The sequence below is a fragment of the Pseudomonas chlororaphis genome, assembly GCA_001023535.1.
In the GTDB taxonomy this organism is placed as follows: domain Bacteria; phylum Pseudomonadota; class Gammaproteobacteria; order Pseudomonadales; family Pseudomonadaceae; genus Aquipseudomonas; species Aquipseudomonas chlororaphis_E.
The window spans coordinates 2,474,568-2,499,771 of sequence record CP011020.1; the positions used below are offsets into that span (position 1 = coordinate 2,474,568).

The following is a 25,204-nucleotide window of genomic DNA, read 5'->3' on the forward strand; positions in this document are numbered from 1 at the left end:
GGATCGTCTTGGACCGATCCGGCGGGATACGCTCACCCCACGCCGCTTAGAACGTGTAGTTGGCCGACAGGTAGGTCTGGGCGCTGCTGGTCAGGTCCAGCGAGCCGACCTTGTCGCCGCCGTGGGGGCTCATCTCGGTGCTGGCGTTGCTGCGCAGGTAACGGTAACCCAGTTCTACCGAGGTGTTCTGCGAAATTTGTTGCAGGACGCCGCCCTGCAAGCCCACGGCGTAACCGATGTCGCTGTCGCGGCTGTAGCCGGGGGAATCCTGGGTCAGCTTGGTCAGGCCCGCCGTGCCACCGCCGAACAGCTTGGTGGTGCTGGTGACCGGATAGAACACGTCGTAGCTGCCCAGCAGGTTTTCCTGGCGCAGCTTGATGCCGTTGTGGGTGCCCGAGACATTGTCATAGGTGGCGTAGTAGCGACCCTGATCGTTCTGCTTGCCCAGGCGAATGCCATAGGTGGTGTCTTTACCGATGATGCCGTCGGCGTTCGGGTGGTTCAGGTTGTCGTTCAAGGCATCGGACTTCTTGACCTTGTCGCTGGTCTGGCCCAGGGTCAGGCTGGCGAAATTGTCATCGGCGTGGGCCATGGCGCTGGCGCCCAGCACGGTGAAAGCCAGCAGCAGTTTCTTCATCGCAGTCATGATCAAATTCCTTTCAAGCGTGGGTGGTGGGTGAAGTCGCAGTCACGTTAACCAGCGGTCCCTGAACACCCCTTGAACGTTCTCTGAACCTTGGCTGAATGAATCGGCTAGAGTGTCTTGTCCCATACGCCCCCCTCTCAAGGAGATCCACCATGCGCAGGTTGCTTGCCGTTGCACTTCTGGCCCTCAGTGGCATGAGCCACGCCGCTGTCCAGACCCAGGAGATTCCCTACACCAGTGCCGACGGCACGAAGCTGATCGGCTATTACGCTTTCGACGACGCCGTCAAAGGTCCGCGCCCGGGCGTGGTGGTGGTGCACGAGTGGTGGGGGCTGAACGATTACGCCAAGCGTCGCGCCCGTGACCTCGCCGGCCTGGGCTACAGTGCCCTGGCCATCGACATGTACGGCGATGGCAAGAACACCGAACATCCGAAGGACGCCATGGCGTTCATGCAGGCCGCGCTCAAGGATGGCAAGGCCGCCAGTGCGCGCTTCCAGGCCGGGCTCGACCTGCTGAAGAAGCAGCCCCAGACCGACCCGGACAAACTCGCCGCCATTGGTTACTGCTTCGGCGGCAAGGTGGTGCTGGACGCTGCGCGCCAGGGCGTGCCGCTGGCCGGCGTGGTGAGTTTCCACGGTGCCCTGGTGACCAACACCCCGGCCACGCCCGGCAGCGTCAAGGCCAAGGTGCTGGTCGAGCACGGCGCGCTGGACAGCATGGTCACTGAAGAGAACGTGAAGGCCTTCAAGAGCGAGATGGACAAGGCCGGCGCCGACTATAAGTTCGTCAGCCTCGACGGTGCCAAGCACGGCTTCAGCAACCCTGACGCCGACCGCCTGAGCCACGGCGAGCACGGCGGGCCGGACATTGGCTACAACAAGTCGGCCGACGAAAAATCGTGGGCGGACATGCAGGCGTTCTTCAAGAAAATCTTCGATTGATCCTGTAGATCCGTGGCGAGGGAGCTTGCTCCCGCTCGGGTGCGCAGCGCCCGCAAATTTGGGGGGCCGCTGCGCAGCCCAGCGAGAGCAAGCTCCCTCGCCACAAAAGCCTTGTTCACTCAGGGCATCATTGCTCCCACTACACAGCTCCCGGGCAACCCGGCAAAATGCCCGCCATGAACGCACTCCCCACCCTACCCGCCTGCTGCTCGCCCCTGGATGAACACTGGCCGTTGCCCGAACCCCTGCCCGGTACGGTGCTGCTGAGCACCCGCTTCGATCCAGCACGGCTGGGCGCGGATGACTTCCTGAACAGCGCCATCGAGCCGCCGGCGAGCATCCAGCGTTCGGTAGCCAAGCGCCAGGCCGAATTCCTCGCCGGACGCATCTGCGCCCGGGCCGCCTTGCAACGGCTCGATGGCCAGCCTTGCGTGCCGGCCATTGGCGAAGACCGGGCCCCGGTGTGGCCGGCCCATGTCAGCGGCTCGATCACCCACAGCAACGGCCACGCGGCCGCCATCGTCGCCAGGAGAACCCACTGGCGCGGGTTGGGCATGGACCTGGAAAACCTGCTGGAACCCGAGCGCGCCGAGCGCCTGTGCGGTGAAATCCTCACCCCACCCGAGCTGCTGCGCATGGCCACCCTAGGCCGCGATGAGCGGGCCCTGCTCGTGACCCTGACCTTTTCCGTGAAGGAAAGCCTGTTCAAGGCGCTGTACCCCCTCGTTGGGCAACGCTTTTATTTCGAGCATGCCGAGGTGCTGGATTGGACGCGCGATGGACAAGTGCACCTGCGCCTGCTGACGGACCTGTCGACCGAATGGCGCCATGGCAGTGAGCTGCAGGCGCAGTTTGGGGTGCAGGATGGGCAGTTATTGAGCCTGGTGGGGATCAAGGCCTGAGATAGGTGGTGGCTGTAAGGGCCTCTTCGCGAGCAAGCCCGCTCCCACATCTGGAATGCATTCCACTCAGTGGGAGCGGGCTTGCTCGCGAAGACGGCGGATCAGGCGCTGCATCATTCAAGACCGATCCTGATGCCGCGGCCAGCTCAAGCTGAAACATGCCCCGCCCAGGCTCTTGCTCTTGCCGATCAACGCCCGGCCGTCGTGCCAGTGGATGATCCGCCGCACGATCGACAGGCCCAGACCATGCCCGCCCGAAGCGCGGGCGCGGCTGTCGTCCAGGCGCAGGAAGGGCTTGAAGATGCGCTCCCAGGCCGCCTCCGGCACGCCTGGCCCGTCATCCTCCACGTCCACCCGACAACGTAACTGGCCTACCTGGTAGCTGACGGTCACCCGCGAGCTGGCGTGGCGCATGGCGTTGCTCACCAGGTTCTGCAAGGCCCGGTGCAGGAACCGTGGCTCGGCCTCGACCCAGGCGCCGTCGCAATCGGCGGCCGACAGGCATAGTCCGCGCTCGACGGTGATACCGGCGCGCAACGGGCCCAGTTCATCGATCACCTGATTGACCAGCGCGTCCAGGTCGACCCGCTGGAAATTCAACGCCGGCGAACCCTGCTCCAACCGGGCGTAGGTCAGCATCTCGTCCACCAGCCGGTCGAGGTCTTCGATGTCGTGGTCCATGCCCGCCAGGTATTTGTCCCGGGCCTGGGGCGTGGAGGCCGTGCCGAGCATTTCCAGGCCGAAGCGCAGGCGCGCCACCGGGGTGCGCAGTTCGTGGGACACCGCTCGCACCAGCTCACGTTGGATCGCCAACAGTTGTTGCAAGTGCTCGGCCATGCCGTTGAACGCAGCGGCCAGGCGCCCGACCGAGTCGGCGCCGCGAGCCGGCACCCGGGTTTCCAGGCTGCCCTGGGCGATTTGCGTAGCGGCCGACTCCAGGCCACGCAGGCGCCGCTCCAGTTGACGCACCAGCAGGTAGACGATCAGGCCAATCAGGCTCAACCCCAACGCCGCGATCAGCACCAGCCATTGCGGCGGATAAGGGTTCATCTGGTACAGCGGCCCGATCTCCAGGACCCACGGCGTGCCGACCATGCCGGCGAACACGCGGATCGAATCGCCGCCCTTGCCCAAGGCCATCACCGTATCGCCCTCGGACACCCGGCGGCGCTGGTCTTCGTCCATGTCCGCCTGCTCGGCGGTCATGAGGCGCAAATCGAAACCAAAGCCTTTTTCCTCCTTGAGTTGGGCGAGCCTCCGGGGTTGCTCGGCCACCGGGTAGCGCACCAGTTCGTCGGCCAACAGGTAGATGGTCGCCCGCGCCAGTTGCTCGCTGATCTGCTGGACTTCCCCCACCAGCACCAATTGCTCGCCATCGCTGACCAGGCGGTAGACCTTCGCCGCGTGGGGCCCGGTCTGCTCGACCAACGCCTGGCCCCGCAGCACGCGGGTGCGTTGACTGAGGTCCAGGTGGGTCTGGTTGAACGTCTGCACCGTCAGGGGAATGCCCAGCAGGCGCTCCCAGACCAACAGCGCCCGGTGCCGTTCGGTGTCGTTCATCGGCCGCAGGTTGTCGGCCATCAACGAAAACGTGCCGTGGGCCAGGCGCTCGCGGTATTGCTCGCTGCGGGCCTGGTTGAGCAGGTGCAGGGCCAGCACGCCCAGCACCGCCACCAGCACCAGGGCCGCGCACATGCCGCCATAGATACGCAGGAAGATCGAGTTCACGGCGCCGCGTCTACACAGGCTTCGGGCACGAACAGGTAACCTTTGCTGCGCACGGTCTTGATCAGTCGTGGATGGTCCGGGTCGTCGCCGATCTTGGGACGGATGCGCGAAATGCGTACGTCGATGGACCGGTCCTGACCGTCATAGCCGATGCCGCGCAACGCGGTGAAGATTTCTTCCCGGGACAGGATGCGCCCGGCGTTCGACACCAGCAGCCACAGCAGGTCGAACTCGGCGCTGGTCAATTCGATGCCATTGCCCTGCAACCAGGCTTCGCGCAGGGCGTTGTCCACCACCAGCGGGCCGAACTCCAGGCGGCGCGGCTTTTGCGTGGCGGACGGCTCCGGCTCACTGCGTCGCAGCAGGGCCTGGATCCGCGCCAGCAGCAGGCGCGGGCGCACCGGCTTGCAGACGTAATCGTCGGCGCCCAGGTCCAGGCCCTGGATCTGGTCGGTGTCGTCGGTGCGGGCCGTGAGCATCAGGATCGGTCCGTCATACTGCTCACGCACCTTGCGGCAGATGCTCAGGCCGTCTTCGCCGGGCAGCATCAGGTCGAGGATCACCAGGTCCGGTTGTTCGGCAATGATCCGCGCCGCCGCCACCGCCCCATCGCCCTCGATGGCGACGCGCAAGCCGTTGCTTTCGAGGTACTCACGGGTCAGCTCGGCCAGACGCTGGTCATCCTCGACGATCAATACCTGCCAGGCTTCTTGTTCCACTGGGGGCCTCGTCTTGCTGTGAGTATAAAAAAGAAGGATCAGCACTTACCTGTGGCGAGGGAGCTTGCTCCCGCTCGATTGCGCAGCAATCGCAAAAAGCCGGGCCGCTTCGCAGCCCAGCGGGAGCAAGCTCCCTCGCCACAACAGTGCTCGCTCCAGAGGTTCGATTACAGCCCCCTCTTTTTGTCATATCAAAGGAGGATAAACATGCCAGCACACCGGCCGATTGTATAAACGCCACCCCCGGAGAAAACAAGCCATTAAATGCGTGCGGTCAGCCGGGTTTTGTGTGGTAACGTCCGCGCCCGCAAAAACCACCGGACTGTTTTCGACTGGTTGAAAACGATGAAAAAAGCCTCGCTCCAGCTAGGTCGCGGCCTACAGCGTAGTTCCATGTTTCGCACACAAATTACGCACAGGCTTATCCACAGGTAGTACGTTGCATCACCCCCCAAAACGCATTATCTTGTAGCCCGCCGCGCAAAAAACCCTACATGTAGGGTTTTAGGCCAAAAACCAAACACTAGTTGGACAGAGATTTCAAGCGCTTTTCTTGCTTCTGTCCAACTGAAGTACCGCGTTTCCCCAAGCCCAGACCGCCCCTGCGGATGGCGACCGTTTCGAGGTCGAAAACGACCACAACGGTACGGGTGTTGCAGTCCATTGCTGCCACCCGCAAATCCGGTTCCGAGCCCCGGCTCGCAACCCGAGAACTTCGGATGGAAACAGCGCCATACGCCTGTTTCCTACTGTCCCGAAGTTGTTATACCCGGCGCGCCAGCCGGTTGTAGTGCTTCAGGACGGAACGGTGGGCACCGTGATGGTGCCCAAACAAACATAGAGACTGTGGAGACACCCATGCACACCGACACAACTCGCGAGAACCCGCAGGGCACCGCGCCGCTGGCCGCCGATTCGAGCCCGGATCTGTCCGCCACCGCACCGGGCCAACTGCGTGTGATCAAGCGTAACGGCACTGTCGTTGCTTACACCGATGACAAGATCACCGTCGCCATCACCAAGGCCTTCCTCGCAGTTGAAGGTGGCACCGCCGCCGCTTCGTCGCGAATCCACGACACCGTGGCCCGCCTGACCGAACAGGTCACCGCGACCTTCAAGCGTCGCATGCCATCGGGCGGCACCATCCACATCGAGGAAATCCAGGACCAGGTCGAACTGGCCCTGATGCGTGCCGGCGAGCAGAAAGTGGCCCGCGACTACGTGATCTACCGTGACTCCCGCGCCAAGGAACGCGCCACCCGCGCCCCCAGCGAAGCCCCGGTACAAGCCCACCCGTCGATCCGCATCGCCCGCGCCGATGGCAGCCTGGCACCGCTGGACATGGGCCGCCTGAACACCATCGTCACCGAAGCCTGCGAAGGCCTGGAAGAAGTCGACGGCGACCTGATCCAGCGCGAAACCCTGAAGAACCTCTACGATGGCGTCGCCCTCAAGGACGTCAACACCGCCCTGGTCATGACCGCGCGGACCCTGGTGGAGCGCGAGCCGAACTACTCCTTCGTCACCGCCCGCCTGCTGATGGACACCCTGCGTGCCGAAGGCCTGAGCTTCCTGGACGTCGCCGAGAGCGCCACCCACCACGAGATGGCCGACCTGTACGCCAAGGCGCTGCCGGCCTACGTGGCCAAGGGCATCGAGTTCGAATTGCTGAACCCGGTCCTGGCGTCCTTCGACCTGGAAAAACTCGGCAAGGCGATCAACCACGAGCGTGACCAGCAGTTCACCTACCTGGGCCTGCAAACCCTGTACGACCGTTACTTCATCCACAAGGACGGTATCCGCTTCGAACTGCCGCAGATCTTCTTCATGCGCGTGGCCATGGGCCTGGCCATCGAAGAGAAGCAGAAAGAAGACCGTGCCATCGAGTTCTACAACCTGTTGTCGTCCTTCGACTACATGGCGTCGACCCCGACCCTGTTCAACGCCGGCACCCTGCGTCCACAGCTGTCCAGCTGCTACCTGACCACCGTTCCGGACGACCTGTCGGGCATCTACGGCGCGATCCACGACAACGCCATGCTGTCGAAATTCGCCGGCGGCCTGGGCAACGACTGGACCCCGGTGCGCGCATTGGGCTCGTACATCAAGGGCACCAACGGCAAATCCCAGGGCGTCGTGCCGTTCCTCAAGGTAGTCAACGACACCGCCGTTGCGGTCAACCAGGGCGGCAAGCGCAAAGGCGCGGTCTGTGCGTACCTGGAAACCTGGCACATGGACATCGAAGAGTTCATCGAGCTGCGCAAGAACACCGGTGACGATCGCCGTCGTACCCACGACATGAACACCGCCAACTGGATCCCTGACCTGTTCATGAAGCGCGTCTTCGACGACGGCAAGTGGACCCTGTTCTCGCCGTCCGAAGTACCGGACCTGCACGACCTGACCGGCAAGGCCTTCGAAGAGCGCTACGAGTACTACGAAGCCCTGACCGAGTACAACAAGATCAAGTTGTTCAAGGTCGTCCAGGCCAAGGACCTGTGGCGCAAGATGCTCTCGATGCTGTTCGAGACCGGCCACCCATGGCTGACCTTCAAGGATCCGTGCAACCTGCGCAGCCCGCAGCAGCACGTGGGCGTGGTCCACAGCTCGAACCTGTGCACCGAGATCACCCTGAACACCAACAAGGACGAGATCGCCGTCTGCAACCTGGGCTCGATCAACCTGCCGAACCACATCGTCGACGGCAAGCTGGACACCGCCAAGCTGCAACGCACCGTGAACACCGCCGTGCGCATGCTCGACAACGTGATCGACATCAACTACTACTCGGTCCCACAGGCGAAGAACTCCAACTTCAAGCACCGTCCGGTCGGCCTGGGCATCATGGGCTTCCAGGATGCGCTGTACCTGCAACACATCCCGTACGGTTCCGATGCCGCGGTCGAGTTCGCCGACAAGTCCATGGAAGCGGTCAGCTACTACGCGATCCAGGCGTCCTGCGACCTGGCCGACGAGCGCGGTGCCTACGAGACGTTCCAGGGTTCGCTGTGGTCCAAGGGCATCCTGCCGCTGGACTCTCAACAGATCCTGATCGCGTCCCGTGGCGAGAAGTACATCGACGTTGACCTGAACGAATCCCTGGACTGGGCACCGGTTCGCGCCCGTGTGCAGAAAGGCATCCGTAACTCCAACATCATGGCCATCGCACCGACCGCCACCATCGCCAACATCACCGGCGTGTCGCAGTCGATCGAACCGACCTACCAGAACCTGTACGTGAAATCGAACCTGTCGGGCGAGTTCACCGTGATCAACCCGTACCTGGTCCGCGACCTCAAGGCCCGTGGCCTGTGGGACTCGGTCATGATCAACGACCTGAAGTACTACGACGGTTCGGTGCAGCAGATCGAGCGCATCCCGCAGGAACTCAAGGCGCTCTACGCCACCGCATTCGAAGTGGACACCAAGTGGATCGTCGACGCCGCCAGCCGTCGCCAGAAGTGGATCGACCAGGCTCAGTCGCTGAACCTGTACATCGCCGGCGCCTCGGGCAAGAAGCTGGACGTGACCTACCGCATGGCCTGGTACCGTGGCCTGAAGACCACCTACTACCTCCGTGCCCTGGCCGCTACCAGCACCGAGAAGTCGACCATCAACACCGGCAAGCTGAACGCTGTTTCCAGCGGCGGCAACCACGGTGACGATTCGGTCCTGGCCGCTCCCGCCGGCCCGGCGCCAGTGCCAAAGGCCTGCGCGATCGACGAGCCGGATTGCGAAGCTTGCCAATAAGCTGAGCCGGCGGGCGTTGCAAAGCGCCCGCTGAAAGAAGCCCCCGATAGACCGCTGGTTTATCGGGGGTTTTCTTTTGGGTGGAGGAAAGTAGCGCCTGACCTGGCCCCATCGCGAGCAAGCTCGCTCCCACAAGGGAACGCATTCCAATGTGGGAGCGGGCTTGTTCGCGAAGGCGTCGGTACATCCAACAACAGTCATTGACTGAACCACCGCTTTCGCGAGCAAGCCCGCTCCCACAGGGATCTGAATGAACACAGGTCTATTCGCGATACGGCCAGAACAAGCGGAGCAGAAAAAAGCCCCTCTTGCGAGGGGCTCCTTGTGCAGCCTTCAAGCCACCTGAGGCATCAGGTCATCTGAATGATGGTCTGCATGATGGTGCTTTGGGTGGAGATGGTCTTGGCGTTTGCCTGGTAGTTGCTCTGCGCCTTGATCAGCTCGACCAGTTCGTTGGTCAGGTTGACGTTGGACTCTTCCAGGGAGTTGGAGACGATCGAACCCAGGGTGCCAGTGGTTGGAGCGTCGTAGCCCGGGATACCCGAGTCGAAGGTTTCCTTCCAACTGGTGCCACCTACCGGTTGCAGGCCCTGCTCGTTGGTGAAGCTGGCAAGGGCGAGCTGGCCGATCGGCTTGGTCTGGTTGTTGCTGAAGTTGGCCAGCAATACGCCGCTGCCGTCGATGGTCAGGTTGGTGATCTGGCCGGTGGCGTAGCCGTTCTGGGTCGGGATCGAACGCGCAGTGTCGGCGTTGAACTGCGTGGTGTTGGTCATCGAGATCGTGATGCTTGGCGCACTCGCAGCCCCGTTGGCCGCCCACACGCCGTTGGTCACGGTGCCCGGCACCCAGCCCGTCAGCACCAGGTCGTTGTTGATGGTCGCAGGAGGCGTGCTCACCTGGGTCAGCTTGCCGCTCGAATCGAAGGTCATGGTCGAAGGCACCGGTGCGGTCGCCCCCGTCGTGGTCGGCAAGCTGCCGTTGAGGTTACGACCGTCGATCAGCGTATAGACGTTCCAGGTGTTGCCAGCCGTCTTGACCATGTACTGGTCCATGGAGTGCTGGTTGCCCTGGGTGTCATAGACCGGGGTGGTGAACTGCTTGGTGAAGGTCGCCGTGTCGCTCGGGTTGAACGCCGCGGTGATCGCCGGCGCCGTCGAGTTCAGGTTGATGGTCGACGACACCAGGCTGGTCGCTTGCGGCGGCAGGTTGGAGGTGTCGATGCGCAGGTCGGTCAGGATGCCGTTCTGGATCTTGCCGTTGGCGTCCACACCGTAGCCTTGCAGGCGCGAAGTGCCATCGGTGTTGGTGATGAAGCCTTCCTTGTCGGTCTTGAAGGTACCGGCACGGGTGTAGCTCAGCGAACCGTCGTTGCTCAGGACGAAGAAGCCCTGGCCCTGGATGCCCATGTCCAGCACGTTGCCGGTGTTGTTGACGTCACCCTGGCCGAACTGTTGGGAAACGTTGGCCAGGCGCACGCCGTTGCCGACGGTCTTGCTGCCCGAACCCAGCTTGGTGGCCGAGTAGACATCTTCGAATTCCGCGCGAGACGATTTGAAACCGGTGGTCGCCACGTTGGCGATGTTGTTGCCGGTAACGTCCAGCTGCTTGTTGGCTGCATAGAGACCGCTAAGGCCGATGTTGAAAGACATTTTCCACTCCTTTGCCGGGTTAGTCGGCTCTTACATACCAATAGTTTGTACTTTGGACAGGGCGATGCTGCCCAGCCCGGCGAGGTTGAGCATCAACTCACCGCCCGTCTGGCTGATCGTCACGCTGCTGACCGTTGCCGGCAGGTTGGTGATCAGCGACGTGGCCTGGCCGTCGATAGTCGTCGAGGCCGCGAAGGTATAAGTGCCCGACTCGACCGTCGTGCCCGCGTCGTTCTTGCCATCCCAGATGAAGGCGGAATTGCCGGCCTTCTGGCTGCCCAGGTCGATGGTGCGCACGGTCTTGCCGTCCTTGTCGACGATCTTGACCGCGACGGAGGAAACCGATGCCGGGACCACCACCGTGCCGTTGAGGCTCTTGGAGGTATCGACCACGGCCTTGTCGCCCGGGGCAATGACCGAGCGCCCGACCAGCGACGACGCCTGCAAGGCCTGGGACGAGTTGTAGTTGCCGGCGATACCGCTCACCGTCTGGTTGAGGGTGGTGATGCCTTCCAGGCTGCTGAACTGCGCCAGTTGGGCCACGAACTCGCCGTTGTCCTGGGGCTCCAGCGGGTTCTGGTTCTTCAGTTGGGTAACGAGCAGTTGCAGGAACGCATCCTTGCCCAGCTCCTTCTTGCCGGTCGCCGCGCTGGTGGCCGAGGTCAGGCTGTCGCTGGCGCTAGTGGTCTTGACCGACGAGTTCGCCAGGATCTCGTTGAGACTCAGACCACCGGTGGTGTTGGTAACACTCATGTGACTCGCCCCTTATCACTGACCGAGGGTCAGGACCTTCTGCATCATGGTTTTGGCGGTGTTCATCATTTCGGCGTTGGTCTGGAACGAACGACTGGCGGAAATCATGTCGGCCATTTCCTCGACGACGTTGACGTTCGGGTAGTAGACGTAACCCTTGGCGTCGGCAGCCGGATGGTTAGGCTCGTAACGTGCTTCGAGGTTGCTCTGGTCTTCGACCACGCCCAACACCTGCACGCCCTGCCCGGCCGCGTCCTGCTCCTGGAACAGCGAGTCGCTGCCGCCGTTCTGGCCAGCCTGGAACATGGTGGCGAACACCGGGTGACGAGCACGGTAGGTCTGGTCGATGCTCGACGACACGGTCTCGGCGTTGGCGATGTTACTGGCGACGGTGTTCAGGCGAGTGGTCTGGGCACTCATGGCACTGCCGGCGATGTTGAATACGCTCGCGATCGACATGGATTACTCTCCGCGCAGGGCCGATACCAGCCCTTTGAATTTGCTGTTGAGCAGCGTGAAGCTGGCCTGGAAGTTCACGGAGTTCTCCGCGTAGTTGGACTGTTCCAGTTGAGCGTCCACGGTGTTCTGGTCGATGGACGGTTGCATCGGCGTGCGATACATCAGCGACTCGTCGCCATTGCCCAGGCCCTCGGCCTCGATATGACGGCTGTTGGTCATGTTCAGGGCGAAGCTGCCGTTCTTGGTCTTCTCGTTCTGCTCGGCGAGCACTTTGGAGAAGTCCAGATCCCGGGCCTTGTAGTTCGGGGTATCGGCGTTGGCGATGTTGTTGGCCAAGACTTCGGCACGCTGGGCGCGGAAGCCCAGGGCCTTTTCATGGATACCGAGCGCTTTATCGAAGCTGATGCTCATGGCACAAACCTTTGGGTGACCAATGTACGTACGATGGCTATAGCAAGCGTCGTGCCACTTTCCAAAAGCCCATAAACCGGGGCTTTGCGGGCAGCGGCAAGGCGGCAATGCCAGAAAAGCGGCAATGGGTTTCCGCTTGGCTGCCGCTTTTCTGCCGCTCTCAGCGTCAACGGCGATTAATTGTGGGAGCGGGCTTGCCCGCGAAAGCGGTGTATCAGTCGGCATCAATGTCTCTATTGGATCGCCTTCGCGGGCAAGCCCGCTCCCACAGGAGATTGGGGGGATTTGATGAAAGGTGGCAGGCAAAAAAAGGGAGCCTTAAAGGGCTCCCGTTTTTTGACACACCGGCCAATCACTTCGCCTGGTAGATGATCCCTGGGCTGCACTGGACCATCTGGTAATGATCCGGCAAGCCGTTCAACGCCTCGGAAGCCCCGAGGAACAGGTAGCCACCGGGCTTCAGGGTGCCGTGGATACGCATCAGGATGTCCTTCTTCACTTCGGCCGAGAAGTAGATCAGCACGTTGCGGCAGAACACGATGTCGAACTTGCCCAGGCTGGCATAGCTGTCCAGCAGGTTGAACGAGCGGAACTCCACCCGGTTCTTGATCGGCGCCTTGACCACCCAACGCCCCGGCCCCTTCGGATCGAAGTAGCGCTGCAAGCGATCGGGCGACAGGCCGCGACCGATGGCCAGGCTGTCGTACTCGCCGGTCTTGCAGTTGTTGAGCATGGTCCCGGACAGGTCGGTGGCGACGATCTGCACGCCCCCCTTCAACTGGCCGATGTTGGTCCGCTCGAACTCGTCGATGGACATCGACAGCGAATACGGCTCCTGTCCCGACGAGCAGGCCGCCGACCAGATCCGCAGGCGCTGGCCCGGACTGGCCTTGATGGCCGCCGGCAGCACTTTGTTCTTCAACACCTCGAACGGATAGGTGTCGCGAAACCACAAGGTTTCGTTGGTGGTCATGGCGTCCACCACCATCTCGCGCAAGCCACTGCGCGGCTGGGTCTGGATGCGCTGCACCAGCTCGCCCAACGTCTTGAGGCCCTGTTGCTCCATCAATTTGTTGAGACGGCTCGACACCAGGTATTGCTTGTTTTCACCAAGCAATATGCCACAGGCTTTTTCCAGGAAGACCCGGAACTGTTCGAAATCCAAATTACCCGTAGACAAGATACCGCCTCTTTCATTGTATTGATGTGCCGGGCGCACAATGCGCCCGACCTTTTATTCTACTGACTTGATTCGATCGACCACCCGGGACGCCAGGTCATCGGGCCGGAATTTTGCCAGGAAATCGTCGGCACCGACCTTCTTGACCATCGCCTGGTTGAACACCCCGGACAACGACGTGTGCAAGATGATATGCAGTTTCTGCATACGCGGGTCGCTGCGGATCTCCGAAGTGAGGGTGTACCCGTCCATCTCCGGCATCTCGATGTCGGAGATCATCATCAGGAACTCCTCTTCCGGCTTCTTGCCCTCGTCGACCAGCGTGCGCAGGTAATCCAGCGCCTGCCGACCGTCGTTCAACGCAATCACCTCGACGCCGATGGTTTGCAGGCAACGGGTCACCTGTTTGCGCGCCACCGACGAATCATCCACGGTCAGTACCCGCAGCGAAATCGCCTTGTGCTGGGTTTCGGCATCCACCACACCCTGGGAAATCGTTTCCGTGGTCGGCGCCACTTCGGCGAGGATTTTCTCCACGTCGATGATTTCCACCAACTGGCTATCGACCCGGGTCACCGCCGTCAGGTAGTGATCGCGACCGGTGCCCTTGGGCGGCGGATGGATCTCCTCCCAGTTCATGTTGACGATGCGTTCCACCGAGCGCACCAGGAAACCCTGGGTCTTGGTGTTGTACTCGGTGATGATCACGAACGGATTGCTCTGGTCCATCAACCGCCCCGAACCGGTCGCCATCGCCAGGTCGAGGATGGGGATGGTCGCTCCCCGAATGTTTGCCACACCGCACACCACGGGACTGGACTTGGGCATCAGGGTCAGCTTGGGGCATTGCAGCACCTCGCGCACCTTGAATACGTTGATCCCGTACAACTGCTGGCCGTCGAGACGGAACAGCAACAGCTCCAGGCGATTCTGACCGACCAGCTGTGTCCGCTGGTTTACCGAGTCCATTACTCCCGCCATGCCCTGACTCCTACCTAACGCTAATGGGTCCGACGCGCATTCATCACTAAACGGCACGGGGCTTGCTATTCAACCGGCATGAACGCACAAACGACATTTTCTCGACGCCTGACCACTCACTGCCGCCACTGGCTCGGTGCACTGTTGGCTGCCTGCCTGTTCACCTGGGGCAACCCGGCTCTCGCGGAGGCTCCGGTTACCTTGCCTGATCTCCTTATCGGCGTCACTCAGGGCTTTCTTGAATTCACCGTAGAAGACTATCTGGCAACCAGTCAAACCGAAGGTCGCTACGAAATCGAAGTCAACCAGCTCGACCCACGCCTGCGCATGCCGATGTGCGACAAGGAATTGACTGCCTCGCTGGAAAGCCCGGCCCGCCCGCTGGGCCGCGTCACAGTGAAGGTGCGCTGCGACAGCGCCGCGCCCTGGACGGTGTTCGTGCCCGCCCAGGTGCGCCTGTTTCGTGAAATCGTCACGACCACTCGTCCACTCAAGCGGGCCGGGATCGTCGAGCCGCAGGACGTGGTGCTGCGCGAACGTGACGTCAGCCAGATCAGCCAGGGCTTCCTGACGTCGGTGGATGAGGCCATCGGGCAGAAACTTGTCCGACCAATGGTCGCCGACCAGGTCATCACCCAGGTGCACCTGGAACAGGCCGAAGTGGTCCGCAAGGGCGACCAGGTGGTCATCACCGCCCGCAGCGGCACCCTGGCCGTGCGAATGCCCGGCGAGGCCCTGTCCAACGGCGGCATGCGCGAGCAGATCCGAGTGAAGAACCTCAACTCCCAACGGGTGATCAAGGCTCAGGTCATCGCCCCCGGCCAGGTGGAAGTGGCCATGTAGTACTTTACGCAGGCAGGCAGAAAGCTGGCGCTTGACCTCGCTGTTCCCTAGACTGTGCCTTACGCAAAGGCAAGCGCAGACGTGCGCACGTTCATTGGATAAATGAGCCTAAAGTTTTTTTAGGGATGGCCGAAAACATGGCAAGCGTCCAAATATCCAGAGGTTTTCTACCATGGTCATCGACTTCAATCGTTTAAACAGCTCTTCACCGTTGACAGGCACTACGCGTACCAGCGCCAGCAAGGAAGCCGACAAATCCGCGCCGTTGTCTACGCCGGCCGAACAAGTCAGCAATGGAGAGTCGGTTCACCTCAGCAATGAGGCTCAGCAGTTGCAGAAGGTCACTGACAAGCTGCGCGATCAACCTGTCGTCGACAACGCCCGCGTGGCCGAGTTGAAAGCAGCCATCGCCGATGGCAGCTATAAAGTCGACAGCAACCGCGTAGCCAGCAAACTGCTCAACTTCGAAGCCCAGCGCTAGGCCGCCGCCTGCGCCAGGCTTTTGGACGCTTAAGACCTAAGGCCAGCCATGCACGACACGACTTTATTGCAACTGATCATCGACGACTTTGTCCCAGCGCAACAATTGCTGGAACTGCTGCAGACCGAATCACTGGCGCTGCACGGTCGCGACATGCCCTTGCTGGAAAACATCCTGGCACAGAAGCAGGCATTGATCATTTTGCTCGACCAGCATGGCCGCAAGCGCAGCGAGATCCTCGCCAGCCTCAACCTGCCCGCCAGCCCCGACGGCCTCGAGCAGTTGGCCAGCCAGTCGTCGATCGGCGACCAGCTCCTCGCCCAGAGCGCTGTCCTGACTGACCTGCTCGCCCAATGCCAGGCCGCCAACGCGCGCAATGGCCAGTCGATCCAGGTCCAGCAGGCCGCCACCGCCAATCAGTTGCGCATCCTCAATGGCGGTGAAATCCCGACGCTGTATGACGCTCGCGGTTCGACCGCCAAGATGGTCAAGCACCGCCCGCTCAGCCAGGCATGAAACGAACCATGCCGGCGCTCTATCAACGCGCGATACATGCTGGCAAAATGCTGGCTCTTTGTAGTCGTATTTTGCCTGGAGATTGACCCACCGTGTTCAATGCCTCAAACGCGGATGATGCTCCGCAACCGCCCAAGGTCCTTACCACGCCCCTGGAAATCTCCGGCAACCTGCGGATGCTGCAAGATAGCCATGACCCGCTGATCATCACCTTCCACGAACGCACCCAACGCTTCCAGAGCTACCTGGTGGACGTGAACCGCGAGAACAACTCCCTCGCCCTCGACGAAATGATCCCCCGGGACGGTGAACGGTTCCTGCTGGCGGGCGAGCCATTTCGCGTCGAGGGCTTCCACGACGGCGTGCGCATCGCCTGGGAAAGCAACGGCCCGCTGACCATCAGCGACACCAGCGACGGCCGCTGCTACCGCGGCGCCCTGCCTGACGAAGTGGTCTATCATCAACGTCGCAACGCCTTTCGTGCCGCCCTGAAGCTGGCACAACTGGTGGACGTCGAACTGGGCGGCGAAAAGCTCAAGGCGGCAGTAAACGGCAAGTTGCTGGACATTTCCGCCACCGGCTGCAAGCTGCGCTTTGACGGCGACATCACCGAACGCCTGCAACTGGGCCAGGTCTACGAGCGCTTCATCGCTGCCCTGCCCTTCGGCAACATGACGGCCCCGGTCGAATTGCGCTACCTGCATTTCGAAGAAAGGATCAACACCACCTTCGCTGGCGTGCGCTTCCACAACATCAGCGGCCTGGTGCAGCGCCAGGTCGAGCGGTTCGTCTACCAGCTCCAGCGCGAAGCCCGTCGTTTCGACAAAGATGATCTCTGATCCGCCGCATTAAAAAAACGGGCAGCCCCTTGCGGTGACTGCCCGTTTTTTTATGCGCGATTACGGCCTGGCTTGAGTAAAGCTGGGGGCCTGCGGCTCGTCATCGGCCGCTTCGGCTTCTGCAACCGGTTCAGGCTCGGGCTCAGGCTCGGGCTCAACGTCCGATGCGGCCGGCGCCTGCATCTGCTCCTGCACCACCTGCTCATCCACCCGAGGGTCAAGGCACGCTACCAGCGGCGAGCTCGACATGCTGTCGGGCATGGCCACGTGGTGCAGCGGAGCGTCGTCGACCTGGTGCAGGTTGGTGACCGCTTTCGGCCGAATCCGCCACACCAGTATCAAGGCGAAGAAGGCGGAAAACGCATACAGCATGTGGCTGCCGAACAGCTTCATCAGTATCCCGGCCACCAACGGCCCGATACTGGCACCGACGCCATAGGTCACCAACAGCATCGCCGTCAGCGACACTCGCCGATCCGCCTCGACGTGGTCATTGGAGAACGCCACCGCCAGCGGATACAGGCAGAACTGGACCAGCGAGCAGAAGAACCCGGCGATGAACAGCACTTCCAGCGGCACACTCGACAGGATCGCCAATGGCATCGCACAGATTGCCAGGGCCAATGCAAAGCAGCGGATCAGCAACGCCCGGTCGTAGCGATCGGACAGCCAGCCCAAGGGCCACTGCACCAGCAGGCCGGCGAAGATGCAGCTCCCCATGAACAGGCCGACCTGCTCGGTCGACAGGCCCTGCTGGGAGGCATACAACGGCGCCAGGCCATAGAAGGAACCGACGATCAACCCCGAGCCCAACACCGTGCTGAGCGACTGCGGGACGCGCTTGATGAAGAACCGCGGCTCCATCGGCGCCGGACGCAGCGGCGCCGGGTGAATCCGTCGGGTCAGCGCCACCGGCACCAGGCACAAGGTGAAGCACAGCGCCACCAGCATCAGCAATTCCAGGCCCAGGGCCGGATGGATCACCAGGATCAACTGGCCCAGCACCATCCCCAGGTACGAGGCGATCATGTAACCGCTGAACACCACCCCGCGCTGCTTGGCGTCGGCCTGCTCGTTGAGCCAGCTCTCGATGACCATGTACTGGCACATCATGCCGAGGCCGACAATCATCCGCAGCACGATCCAGGCCGGCAGCCAGTTCACCAGCCCGTGGCCCAGGACTGCCGCCCCGACGATCCCGGCGCAGGCCGAGTAGGCGCGGATATGCCCGACGCGGGCAATCAGCCGATGGCCGATCTTGCCGCCCAGCACCAGGCCGAAATAGTTGGCCGCCATCAGCGCACCGACCCACAGGCTGTCCACGTGGTCGGCGGCCAGGCGCAAGGCCAGGTAGGTACTCAAGAGGCCCGAGCCGATCAACATCATCAGCGAGGCGAAATAAAGCGCTCGAAAAGGTTTCCAGACTTGGCGCATCGGCGTTCCGAGCGGCTCCTTGAGGTGGGGTAAGGGCTACCCTTGAAGATAGCCCGGATACAACGATTCGTTATGCCTGGGCCGCCAGAATGCGGCGTTCCCAGGGTGTGATCTCATCGAAGAAGCTGGCCAGCTCAAGGGTCTTCGAAGCAACGTAGCCTTCGATGAACTCCTCACTGAACAGTTCCTTCGCCAGATGACTACGTTTCAGACGCTCCAACGCGGCATGCAAGGTACATGGCAGCGAGAGATTATCCGGCACGTCGAATTCACCCTGGATCGCCTCGCTGGGCTCCAGGCGATTTTCGATGCCATGCAGCCCGGCGGCCAGGCTCGCGGCGATCGCCAGGTACGGGTTGGCATCCGCCCCGGGCAAGCGATTCTCGACCCGACGGGCGACCGGTGAACTGGCGGGGATCCGCAGCCCGGCCGAACGGTTGTCGTGGGACCAGCAGGCATTGTTCGGCGAGGCGCACGGCTGGTAGAGGCGCTGGTAGGAGTTCACGTTCGGCGCAAACAGGGCGGTGAAGTCGGCCAGGCCGGCCTGTTGCCCACCGATGAAATGCCGGAAAGTGGCCGTCGGCTCGCCAGCCTCGTCACTGAAGACGTTGCGACCGCTGCCCAGTTCCACGACGCTCTGGTGGATGTGCATCGAACTGCCCGGCGTATTCGCCAGGGGCTTGGCCATGCAGACCACGATCAGCCCATGCTTGAGGGCCACTTCCTTGAGCAGGTGCTTGAACAGGAAAGTCTGGTCGGCCAGCAGCAGCGGGTCGCCATGGAGCAGGTTGATCTCGAACTGACTCACGCCCATTTCGTGCATGAACGTATCGCGGGGCAGGCCCAGTGCCGCCATGCAGGCGTACACCTCATTGAAGAAAGGTCGCAGGCCATTGTTGGAACTGACACTGAACGCCGAATGCCCGTCCTCGCGTCGCCCATCCAGGCCCAGCGGCGGCTGGAACGGCTGGGTCGGGTCCGGGTTGGGCGCGAACACGAAAAACTCCAGCTCGGTCGCCACGACCGGCGCCAGGCCACGGGCGGCATAACGCGCGATCACGGCCTTGAGTTGGCCGCGCGTGGAAAGTCTTGAGCTTTCACCGGTCAGCTCATCGGCATCGCAAATCGCCAGGGCGCGAGGCTGTTGGCTCCAGGGCAGGCGGTGGATCTGTTGCGGGTCGGCCACCAGGGCCAGGTCGCCGTCGTCGCTGCCGTAAAATCGCGCCGCCGGGTAACCGCCCATGATGCATTGCAGCAGCACCCCCCGCGCCAGCTGCAACCGTCGGCCCTCGAGGAACCCTTCGGCGGTCATCACCTTGCCTCGCGGCACGCCGTTCAAATCCGGCGTAACGCATTCAATCTCATCAATGCCCGTCAATCGCTGCGCGAGTGAACACTGGCCATCGGTCGTCATGACGCAATCCTTGTTATATGCGAGCCGCGAACGGCAACCCGTACAAAATAGGCTTCGGCTGTTCGGAATATCAAGCAGGCTGGACGAATAAAAACCGTCAGAAAATACACAGCCTACACCGTAGGAGCGAACCTGCTCACGAAGGCAGTCTGTCAGCCTTTGCGTAGCGACTGATGCACCGCCTTCGCGAGCAAGCTCGCTCCCACAGAGGGGTTATGCGCAAGGAATGCCTCAGGGCAGGTAGATCCGGAACACCGCGCCGCCCAGCACACCGCCATTGGCGATCTCGGTTCGCCCGCTCACGCCGCCGCGCTGGTGCAGCCCGGCGATACGCGCCGCGAAGTACAGGCCCAGCCCGGTGCTGCCGCTGCTGTGGTTGATGCCTTGCACGTACTCAGCCTGGCGTTCGATCATCTCGGCCGGATAGCCCTCGCCGTCATCGTTGATGGTCAGCACCAACTGCCCGGCCTCATCGCTCGCGCTGATCAACAAGGCCTGGCGCCCATGGCGAATGGCGTTGGTGATGCAATTGTCGAGCACCGACGCAATCAACTCGCGGTCGAAAAAGCCCAGCGGGCTGAGGGGGTCGACTTCATAGGTGGCCATGATCCCGCGGCTGCGGAACACGTCCTCATGGCCGGCCAGTTGCGCCTCGATGAAATCGTCCAACTCGTGGTAGGCCGGATGCAGGGGCAACTGGTTGACGCCGAGCTTGTACAGCCCCAGCAGTTGCACCAGCAACCCATTGAGGTGGGCGAATTCGAAGTCCATGACGCCCTGCTCCGGGGTCTGGCGCTCGGCGTCGGGCAAGCGCTCGAGCCACTGCGCATGCGCCTGCATGAGCAGGGTCAGGGAGTTCTTCATGTCATGCACGGTCGACGCGATCACCGTGGAAAAATCGAGTGCCTGTTCGCTGTCATTCATCGCCAAACGCCTTGCTTCGCAGTTTCTGGTAACGCGCAAACCGCGCGTCGGTGTCGGGCATCATGCCCACCAGCTTCAGACAAGCGCGGCACTCCTGCAGCAGTTCCGATTCCACGCTGGTATCGGTGCCGTGCAGCAGGGACTGCGCCATGTTCAGGGCAATACTGATGTTCTTCGGCTGCATCTTCAGGGCGCGGCGGAACAGCTCCCGCGCCTCCGGCAAGGCGCCGGTCTTGTAGACGCGCACGCCTTCGCGGTTCAGCTCGGCCGCCGCATTGCCCTGGTTGAGGATGTTCGGGTCGTCGGTGAGCTTGGCGATGCCTTGCATCACCGTCGGGTCATCGCCGTAGATTTCCGCGCAGTTTTTGAGCATCGACTCGCCGGCGCTGGCCTGACCAAGCATTTGCAGTTGCTTGGCCACCAACAAGGCCGCCTCCGCGCTCATGAACTGCTCCATGCCGTCGAGGCGCTGCAAGGCCTGCTCGGTGAGCTTCTCGGCGGTTTCGGCATCGTTGAGCAGCAGGCTCGTGGCTTTCATCAGGCGCGCCCGGACCTGCAGGCCCGGGTCGTTGAGGTTTTCCTTCGCCACGGCGCTGAGGGTCGTGTTGATCTCCAGCCGCGTGCGCGTATCGAGGCCCTTTTCGCTGCCCTTGCTGATCAACGCATGAGCCAGGCCCAGGTTGGTCTCCGGATCCTTGAAGCGCGACTGCGCGCCCTGCCCGACCGCCTGGCGATAGGCCCTGGACGCGGTGTCGTAGTCTTCGTTGGTCATCGCCAGCTTGCCCAGCAGCGCTTGTCGACGCACCGCCAGGGGCGACAGGCGAACCGCCTCTTCCAGCACCCGCTGCGCCTGTTTCGTGTCGCCTTCGGCCACCAGCACATCGGCCATGCCGTCGTACAAGGCCGGCATCATCGGAAAGGTTTTCAGTGCCTTTTCGTAGACCTCCTTGGCCTGCGCCACCTGGCCGCGCTTGAACAGCAACTTGCCCAGGCCCGCATAGGCCCAGGGCAGCGGACGGTCGGCCAGGATGGTGTTGTACAGGCGCTCCAGGGCTTCGTTCTGGTTCAGGTCGCGCAACGCGTCGGCCCGATAGCGCAGGCACAGCGGCCCGTAGCGCGGATCCTGCTTGCACAGGGCGATGCAGGCATTGAGCACTTCCAACGGTTTTTCGCGATCCAGCGCCTGGAGGATCGGCTTGAGCAAAGTCTTGCGCTGCTCCAGCCGTTCCAGCCGCTGGGCCAGGCCGGAGCGGTTGAACGGCTTGGTCAGGTACGCGTCGGGCTCATGCTCCAAAGCGCTGAGCACCATCGCCTGACTGGTCTCGGCGGTCACCATGAGGAACACGCTTTCATGGCTGATCAGCTTCTCGACCATCAGGTCTTCAAGCACCTGCTGACCGTTCTTGCGCCCGTCGCCGAGGTGATAGTCCTGCAGGATGAAGTCATAGCGCTTCTGCGAGCACATGCGCAACGCCACTTCACCGGTGTCGGCGGTATCCACGTCCTTGACGCCCAGCTCACGCAACATGGAGCGGATCGAACTGCGGAAATCCGAGAAATCATCGACGATCAGAAAACTTTTTTGGTGGTACGCCAGCATCGAGGATGTCCAGGCAAGTAAAAAAGATGCGCCCAAACGGGTGCTCATCAGCTTATCGGCCGCAAGTGGCGTTCCGTTAACCGATCGTATGGGAGAGGTTTAGTGCGAGAAAGGCGCCAATGCCAGTCCGCCAGAAGGAACTGGCAGCCCCCAGTGGAATCCGTGGCGAGGGAGCTTGCTCCCGCTGGGGCGCGAAGCGGCCCTTGCCTTGTCGGGCCGCTGCGCAGCCCAGCGGGAGCAAGCTCCCTCGCCACAGCGTGCCCACTTTGGATTCGCTGAAACGGCAGTGCCATGCCCGGCTTTGCTCGTCAGATCGTCACTTAGCGACGTCCCAACAGCCTTCCCCAAAATCCCACTTTAGTCTCCGCGACCACTGGCGCAGGTGGCACGATCTCTTGCCTTACCGGATGCGTACTCGGACCATCGGGCCGGAGTAGATCCCCTGGATAATGCTCAAGCCCCAGGCACTGTGAATCATCCAGCCCAAAAGCCTTCACCGCCGCCACAGCTTCCACGCACCAGCGACCGAAATATGCGCCACCTTCAAAATTCTCGTCGCCATAGGTGTACCAGTAGGGATGCTTGTAACTGACTGCCTGGGGATCGGAGCCGGATTTCGCCCCTGTTCGGACTTCCTGATACCAGTGACTGACAAAGGCTTCCAACTTGGAAGCCTGCGTCTCCACCGGCGCATCCACCGCCGCCAACAGTCGTCCATAAGGTTTGGGATAAAGGAGAGCGGCCCCCACTTTGCGCTCGGGACTGCGACTCGCGATGACCCGGTCGAGCAACACGTCCTCGCCTTCATTGCCGATAAGGGCCAGCAGCCTTCGCCATTGATCATCGGGAATCTCCAGAGCCAACCCCAGGCCCACCAGCCAGAAGCAGACGATGTAATGGTCATAGTTGACGCGCCAGCTGTGGCGGGTGAACTGTTGCTCAGGGGTCCAGACCGATGCACCTAGGCGTTCGGCCTCTTCCCAGGCATCGAGTAGCCCAGGGAAATAAGGAGGCAAGTCGGCGACAGGGCATCCGGCAGAGTAGCGACTTAGCATCTGGTGCCAGTGGTCTTGGGCAATGGTATAGACGTACTGCGGCGCGTAGTCGGGATCGCGTGCCGGGGCCCGCGCGTTCTCCAGCGCTCGGGCAATGCGTTCGTCACCATACGCAACCCATTCAGACCAGTAGCGGGAATCTCCCAGTGGTGCCCGAACCATTTAAGTTTCCTTCACAACCCAATATCGTGGAAATTTCTGGCATTTAAATTAGGAACCAGTAACCACTCTCGCTGCTAAAGTACGAAGAAACCCTCGTAGGCTGCCTCCACCCGCTCAACAAGCTGATCAGAAATGATGCCCACGCTCTCTAACTCGGCAGCTTCGGCGAATAACAAAGGACTCGACACAACTGGCGTAGTCAAACCTAATTGTTGTCGCACACGAAAAATTGCGTGAATCTCTAAAGGTAGCAGATCGAAAGGCGCATATTTGAATTCAGGGTCCCACGCCCCACCGCTGTCCTCAAAATTGGAGAGATGATACTTACATAGTTTTTCCAGCGCTTGAGCGAGCCCTTGCTCATTACTCCATTCGTTTATCACCTCTTGATAAACACCTAAATTCATCGACTTAATTTCTGGAAGCGTCTCTCCTTGCGAATAGACTGAATAAAGCCAGAGCATGAAAGGTTCGAATCGACGCTGTTCAAGATAGCTAGCATCGACAGCGCCATTGATAGCCAGCATCCCGGCCAAAACATCGGCTACGGAGGCGGCCAGGTCTCGACGATCAGCCACTATCAATCCTGCCAATAGGCATCCAGCGAGGCTCAATTGATTAGTCAAATTGGGGACAGTTTTGACGCCTTGCAGAAAACTCGTCTTGGAGAAAGCCTTCGCTTTGAGCATCAGGGCCCAATAACGGTACATCATCGAACGCGAGACGTGCTCCCAGCCAGCGGGATCTCGATCACTAATAGCAACTTCTCCCTGAACACCGTAGTAGGTCGCCAGCATCCCCAACGAATCAGCCACGTTGTCCAATCCACCTAACGAGTCGCTAGCCAGATCCTCATCAATGTAGGCAAGCTCTTGAGCCGTCATGTCTCCCGACTGGGATAGCCAACGTCGATGCTGTTCAAGCAGAGTATTGATTTTTTCCATTTCAGTGCGGTTCCCATGTAACTCAAAAACGTCTTGCGTGCCCAAGGAAAACTCTTAGTACTTCTCCCTTCAAATCAACGCCGATCAAATTTCCGCTCACACTTTCAGGTGATTGCCTAAGTTCAGGCGCTTGGCGGCAGCATCAATTAACGGGGAGTTGGTGTCCGGTTTGGTAGGGGCAAGTCCACTTGCTCCCTCGCACAAAAGGATGGTGTCAAGCTTCATCCCATCAGCAAATAACTTCACCCTCACCATTCACCCCCTCCAATAGCATGCCTCTGAGACCCGCACGCTCCAGCCGAAGCTTCACATCCTCGCTAACGATCAATGCTCCCAAGTGTTTCTTGATACGAAAAATATGTTTTCCCTGGGCCTTGGCAGGATCAATGACAAGATTCAGAAAAACGCTGTATTCGCCAGCTCGATCAGGTCGTACGGGATCATTGACCTCATATTTTTTGAAAGCGGAGCGTGATTCGTCTACGCAATCCAATTGGGTCTCGACAATCATCACATAGTAACGACCATGAGCTTGCTCGCCTGCAACCGACACAGGCTCGAGCACGACATTCATATACGGTTCATCAACATCGGGAAAGCCCAACAATGCATCCCTGGCTTTTTCACTCAAAACCGGCACAGAGGCATAGCCAGCCAAGGAAAAATCCAGACTCCCACCTTCCTCAAGAACCTCAAGGGTGTAGGTACACGGCTCCATGTACTCAGAAGGGGGGTCGATGAAGAGCCAGTTGTTGCAGTGCTTTATATCTCCCAAATACCAGCGTTCAGGAAACTGCACATCTTCCCGCAACAAGTAATACTTCATTTCAGCTCATCGCATGTCGTTGCTTAACTGAAAAAGGGGCCTGT

The 25,204-nt window shown here is 61.2% G+C and carries 23 protein-coding genes; 7 read left to right on the top strand and 16 right to left on the bottom strand.

Annotated elements, in window-relative coordinates; translation table 11 throughout:
- Positions 1-46: 46 nt before the first annotated feature.
- Positions 47-646 (bottom strand): membrane protein, encoded by a 600-nt coding sequence (locus VM99_10830; protein ID AKJ98525.1) that lies wholly within the window; start codon positions 644-646, stop codon positions 47-49.
- A 152-nt stretch (positions 647-798) separates the two neighbouring features.
- On the opposite strand from VM99_10830, the gene VM99_10835 reads away from it, so the two are divergent.
- Complete coding sequence (locus VM99_10835) at positions 799-1,590, top strand: dienelactone hydrolase (GenBank protein ID AKJ98526.1); 792 nt, start codon at positions 799-801, stop codon at positions 1,588-1,590.
- A gap of 167 nt (positions 1,591-1,757) precedes the next feature.
- Entirely contained in the window at positions 1,758-2,492 is a 735-nt protein-coding gene (locus VM99_10840) for a 4'-phosphopantetheinyl transferase (GenBank protein ID AKJ98527.1), read from the top strand.
- Between the two features lie 117 nt (positions 2,493-2,609).
- On the opposite strand, the gene VM99_10845 is transcribed toward VM99_10840, so the two are convergent.
- Both VM99_10845 and VM99_10850 read right to left on the bottom strand, forming a co-directional pair.
- The gene (locus VM99_10845; GenBank protein ID AKJ98528.1) at positions 2,610-4,220 is read right to left on the bottom strand and encodes a histidine kinase; all 1,611 of its coding nucleotides are present in this window, start codon (positions 4,218-4,220) and stop codon (positions 2,610-2,612) included.
- Positions 4,217-4,939, bottom strand: coding sequence for a chemotaxis protein CheY (locus VM99_10850; GenBank protein AKJ98529.1), 723 nt, complete (start codon positions 4,937-4,939; stop codon positions 4,217-4,219). Before VM99_10850 ends, VM99_10845 begins: the two co-directional genes overlap by 4 nt.
- Before the next feature lie 858 nt (positions 4,940-5,797).
- Here VM99_10850 and VM99_10855 point away from each other — a divergent pair.
- Positions 5,798-8,689, top strand: a complete 2,892-nt coding sequence (locus VM99_10855) for a ribonucleotide-diphosphate reductase subunit alpha (protein ID AKJ98530.1) — start codon at positions 5,798-5,800, stop codon at positions 8,687-8,689.
- A 350-nt stretch (positions 8,690-9,039) separates the two neighbouring features.
- Here the strand turns inward: VM99_10855 and VM99_10860 are convergent, their stop codons facing one another.
- From VM99_10860 to VM99_10885, 6 genes are all read right to left on the bottom strand, one after another.
- On the bottom strand, positions 9,040-10,338 hold the full coding sequence (locus tag VM99_10860) for a flagellar hook protein FlgE (protein AKJ98531.1): 1,299 nt from the start codon (positions 10,336-10,338) through the stop codon (positions 9,040-9,042).
- A gap of 30 nt (positions 10,339-10,368) precedes the next feature.
- On the bottom strand, positions 10,369-11,091 hold the full coding sequence (locus VM99_10865; protein AKJ98532.1) for a flagellar basal body rod modification protein FlgD: 723 nt from the start codon (positions 11,089-11,091) through the stop codon (positions 10,369-10,371).
- A 15-nt stretch (positions 11,092-11,106) separates the two neighbouring features.
- A complete protein-coding gene (locus tag VM99_10870) occupies positions 11,107-11,550 on the bottom strand; it encodes a flagellar basal body rod protein FlgC (GenBank protein ID AKJ98533.1) in 444 nt (147 codons plus the stop codon).
- A gap of 3 nt (positions 11,551-11,553) precedes the next feature.
- The gene (gene flgB / locus VM99_10875) at positions 11,554-11,961 is read right to left on the bottom strand and encodes a flagellar basal body rod protein FlgB (GenBank protein ID AKJ98534.1); all 408 of its coding nucleotides are present in this window, start codon (positions 11,959-11,961) and stop codon (positions 11,554-11,556) included.
- Positions 11,962-12,313: 352 nt separating this feature from the next.
- Entirely contained in the window at positions 12,314-13,141 is an 828-nt protein-coding gene (locus tag VM99_10880) for a chemotaxis protein (GenBank protein ID AKJ98535.1), read from the bottom strand.
- 54 nt (positions 13,142-13,195) lie between these two features.
- The gene (locus VM99_10885; protein ID AKJ98536.1) at positions 13,196-14,122 is read right to left on the bottom strand and encodes a chemotaxis protein CheW; all 927 of its coding nucleotides are present in this window, start codon (positions 14,120-14,122) and stop codon (positions 13,196-13,198) included.
- Positions 14,123-14,200: 78 nt separating this feature from the next.
- Between VM99_10885 and VM99_10890 the strand changes: the two genes are divergently transcribed.
- From VM99_10890 to VM99_10905, 4 genes are all read left to right on the top strand, one after another.
- On the top strand, positions 14,201-14,965 hold the full coding sequence (locus tag VM99_10890) for a flagellar basal body P-ring biosynthesis protein FlgA (protein ID AKJ98537.1): 765 nt from the start codon (positions 14,201-14,203) through the stop codon (positions 14,963-14,965).
- 172 nt (positions 14,966-15,137) lie between these two features.
- Entirely contained in the window at positions 15,138-15,446 is a 309-nt protein-coding gene (locus VM99_10895; GenBank protein ID AKJ98538.1) for a flagellar biosynthesis anti-sigma factor FlgM, read from the top strand.
- A gap of 48 nt (positions 15,447-15,494) precedes the next feature.
- Positions 15,495-15,962, top strand: a complete 468-nt coding sequence (locus tag VM99_10900; GenBank protein ID AKJ98539.1) for a flagellar biosynthesis protein FlgN — start codon at positions 15,495-15,497, stop codon at positions 15,960-15,962.
- 92 nt (positions 15,963-16,054) lie between these two features.
- The gene (locus VM99_10905; GenBank protein AKJ98540.1) at positions 16,055-16,801 is read left to right on the top strand and encodes a pilus assembly protein PilZ; all 747 of its coding nucleotides are present in this window, start codon (positions 16,055-16,057) and stop codon (positions 16,799-16,801) included.
- Between the two features lie 60 nt (positions 16,802-16,861).
- Here the strand turns inward: VM99_10905 and VM99_10910 are convergent, their stop codons facing one another.
- From VM99_10910 to VM99_10940, 7 genes are all read right to left on the bottom strand, one after another.
- Positions 16,862-18,235 (bottom strand): MFS transporter, encoded by a 1,374-nt coding sequence (locus VM99_10910; protein AKJ98541.1) that lies wholly within the window; start codon positions 18,233-18,235, stop codon positions 16,862-16,864.
- Between the two features lie 70 nt (positions 18,236-18,305).
- Entirely contained in the window at positions 18,306-19,649 is a 1,344-nt protein-coding gene (locus tag VM99_10915; GenBank protein ID AKJ98542.1) for a glutamate--ammonia ligase, read from the bottom strand.
- 231 nt (positions 19,650-19,880) lie between these two features.
- Complete coding sequence (locus VM99_10920) at positions 19,881-20,573, bottom strand: histidine kinase (protein AKJ98543.1); 693 nt, start codon at positions 20,571-20,573, stop codon at positions 19,881-19,883.
- Positions 20,566-22,173, bottom strand: a complete 1,608-nt coding sequence (locus VM99_10925; GenBank protein AKJ98544.1) for a chemotaxis protein CheY — start codon at positions 22,171-22,173, stop codon at positions 20,566-20,568. Before VM99_10925 ends, VM99_10920 begins: the two co-directional genes overlap by 8 nt.
- A gap of 320 nt (positions 22,174-22,493) precedes the next feature.
- Positions 22,494-23,390, bottom strand: a complete 897-nt coding sequence (locus VM99_10930) for a membrane protein (GenBank protein AKJ98545.1) — start codon at positions 23,388-23,390, stop codon at positions 22,494-22,496.
- A gap of 74 nt (positions 23,391-23,464) precedes the next feature.
- Entirely contained in the window at positions 23,465-24,334 is an 870-nt protein-coding gene (locus tag VM99_10935) for a hypothetical protein (protein ID AKK01734.1), read from the bottom strand.
- A gap of 229 nt (positions 24,335-24,563) precedes the next feature.
- Positions 24,564-25,160: a hypothetical protein gene (locus VM99_10940; GenBank protein AKJ98546.1), complete on the bottom strand. Its 597-nt coding sequence runs from the start codon at positions 25,158-25,160 to the stop codon at positions 24,564-24,566.
- Between the last annotated feature and the right edge of the window lie 44 nt (positions 25,161-25,204).

Excerpts from the sequence above, each read along its gene's own strand:
- flgB (AKJ98534.1), bottom strand. The coding sequence starts at position 11,961 with ATGAGCATCAGCTTCGATAAAGCGCTCGGTATCCATGAAAAGGCCCTG.
- VM99_10855 (AKJ98530.1), top strand. The coding sequence starts at position 5,798 with ATGCACACCGACACAACTCGCGAGAACCCGCAGGGCACCGCGCCGCTG.
- VM99_10830 (AKJ98525.1), bottom strand. The coding sequence starts at position 646 with ATGACTGCGATGAAGAAACTGCTGCTGGCTTTCACCGTGCTGGGCGCC.
- VM99_10895 (AKJ98538.1), top strand. The coding sequence starts at position 15,138 with ATGGTCATCGACTTCAATCGTTTAAACAGCTCTTCACCGTTGACAGGC.
- VM99_10935 (AKK01734.1), bottom strand. The coding sequence starts at position 24,334 with ATGGAAAAAATCAATACTCTGCTTGAACAGCATCGACGTTGGCTATCC.
- VM99_10940 (AKJ98546.1), bottom strand. The coding sequence starts at position 25,160 with ATGAAGTATTACTTGTTGCGGGAAGATGTGCAGTTTCCTGAACGCTGG.
- VM99_10890 (AKJ98537.1), top strand. The coding sequence starts at position 14,201 with ATGAACGCACAAACGACATTTTCTCGACGCCTGACCACTCACTGCCGC.
- VM99_10860 (AKJ98531.1), bottom strand. The coding sequence starts at position 10,338 with ATGTCTTTCAACATCGGCCTTAGCGGTCTCTATGCAGCCAACAAGCAG.
- VM99_10925 (AKJ98544.1), bottom strand. The coding sequence starts at position 22,173 with ATGCTGGCGTACCACCAAAAAAGTTTTCTGATCGTCGATGATTTCTCG.
- VM99_10865 (AKJ98532.1), bottom strand. The coding sequence starts at position 11,091 with ATGAGTGTTACCAACACCACCGGTGGTCTGAGTCTCAACGAGATCCTG.
- VM99_10870 (AKJ98533.1), bottom strand. The coding sequence starts at position 11,550 with ATGTCGATCGCGAGCGTATTCAACATCGCCGGCAGTGCCATGAGTGCC.
- VM99_10835 (AKJ98526.1), top strand. The coding sequence starts at position 799 with ATGCGCAGGTTGCTTGCCGTTGCACTTCTGGCCCTCAGTGGCATGAGC.
- VM99_10885 (AKJ98536.1), bottom strand. The coding sequence starts at position 14,122 with ATGGCGGGAGTAATGGACTCGGTAAACCAGCGGACACAGCTGGTCGGT.
- VM99_10930 (AKJ98545.1), bottom strand. The coding sequence starts at position 23,390 with ATGGTTCGGGCACCACTGGGAGATTCCCGCTACTGGTCTGAATGGGTT.
- VM99_10920 (AKJ98543.1), bottom strand. The coding sequence starts at position 20,573 with ATGAATGACAGCGAACAGGCACTCGATTTTTCCACGGTGATCGCGTCG.
- VM99_10915 (AKJ98542.1), bottom strand. The coding sequence starts at position 19,649 with ATGACGACCGATGGCCAGTGTTCACTCGCGCAGCGATTGACGGGCATT.
- VM99_10910 (AKJ98541.1), bottom strand. The coding sequence starts at position 18,235 with ATGCGCCAAGTCTGGAAACCTTTTCGAGCGCTTTATTTCGCCTCGCTG.
- VM99_10900 (AKJ98539.1), top strand. The coding sequence starts at position 15,495 with ATGCACGACACGACTTTATTGCAACTGATCATCGACGACTTTGTCCCA.
- VM99_10840 (AKJ98527.1), top strand. The coding sequence starts at position 1,758 with ATGCCCGCCATGAACGCACTCCCCACCCTACCCGCCTGCTGCTCGCCC.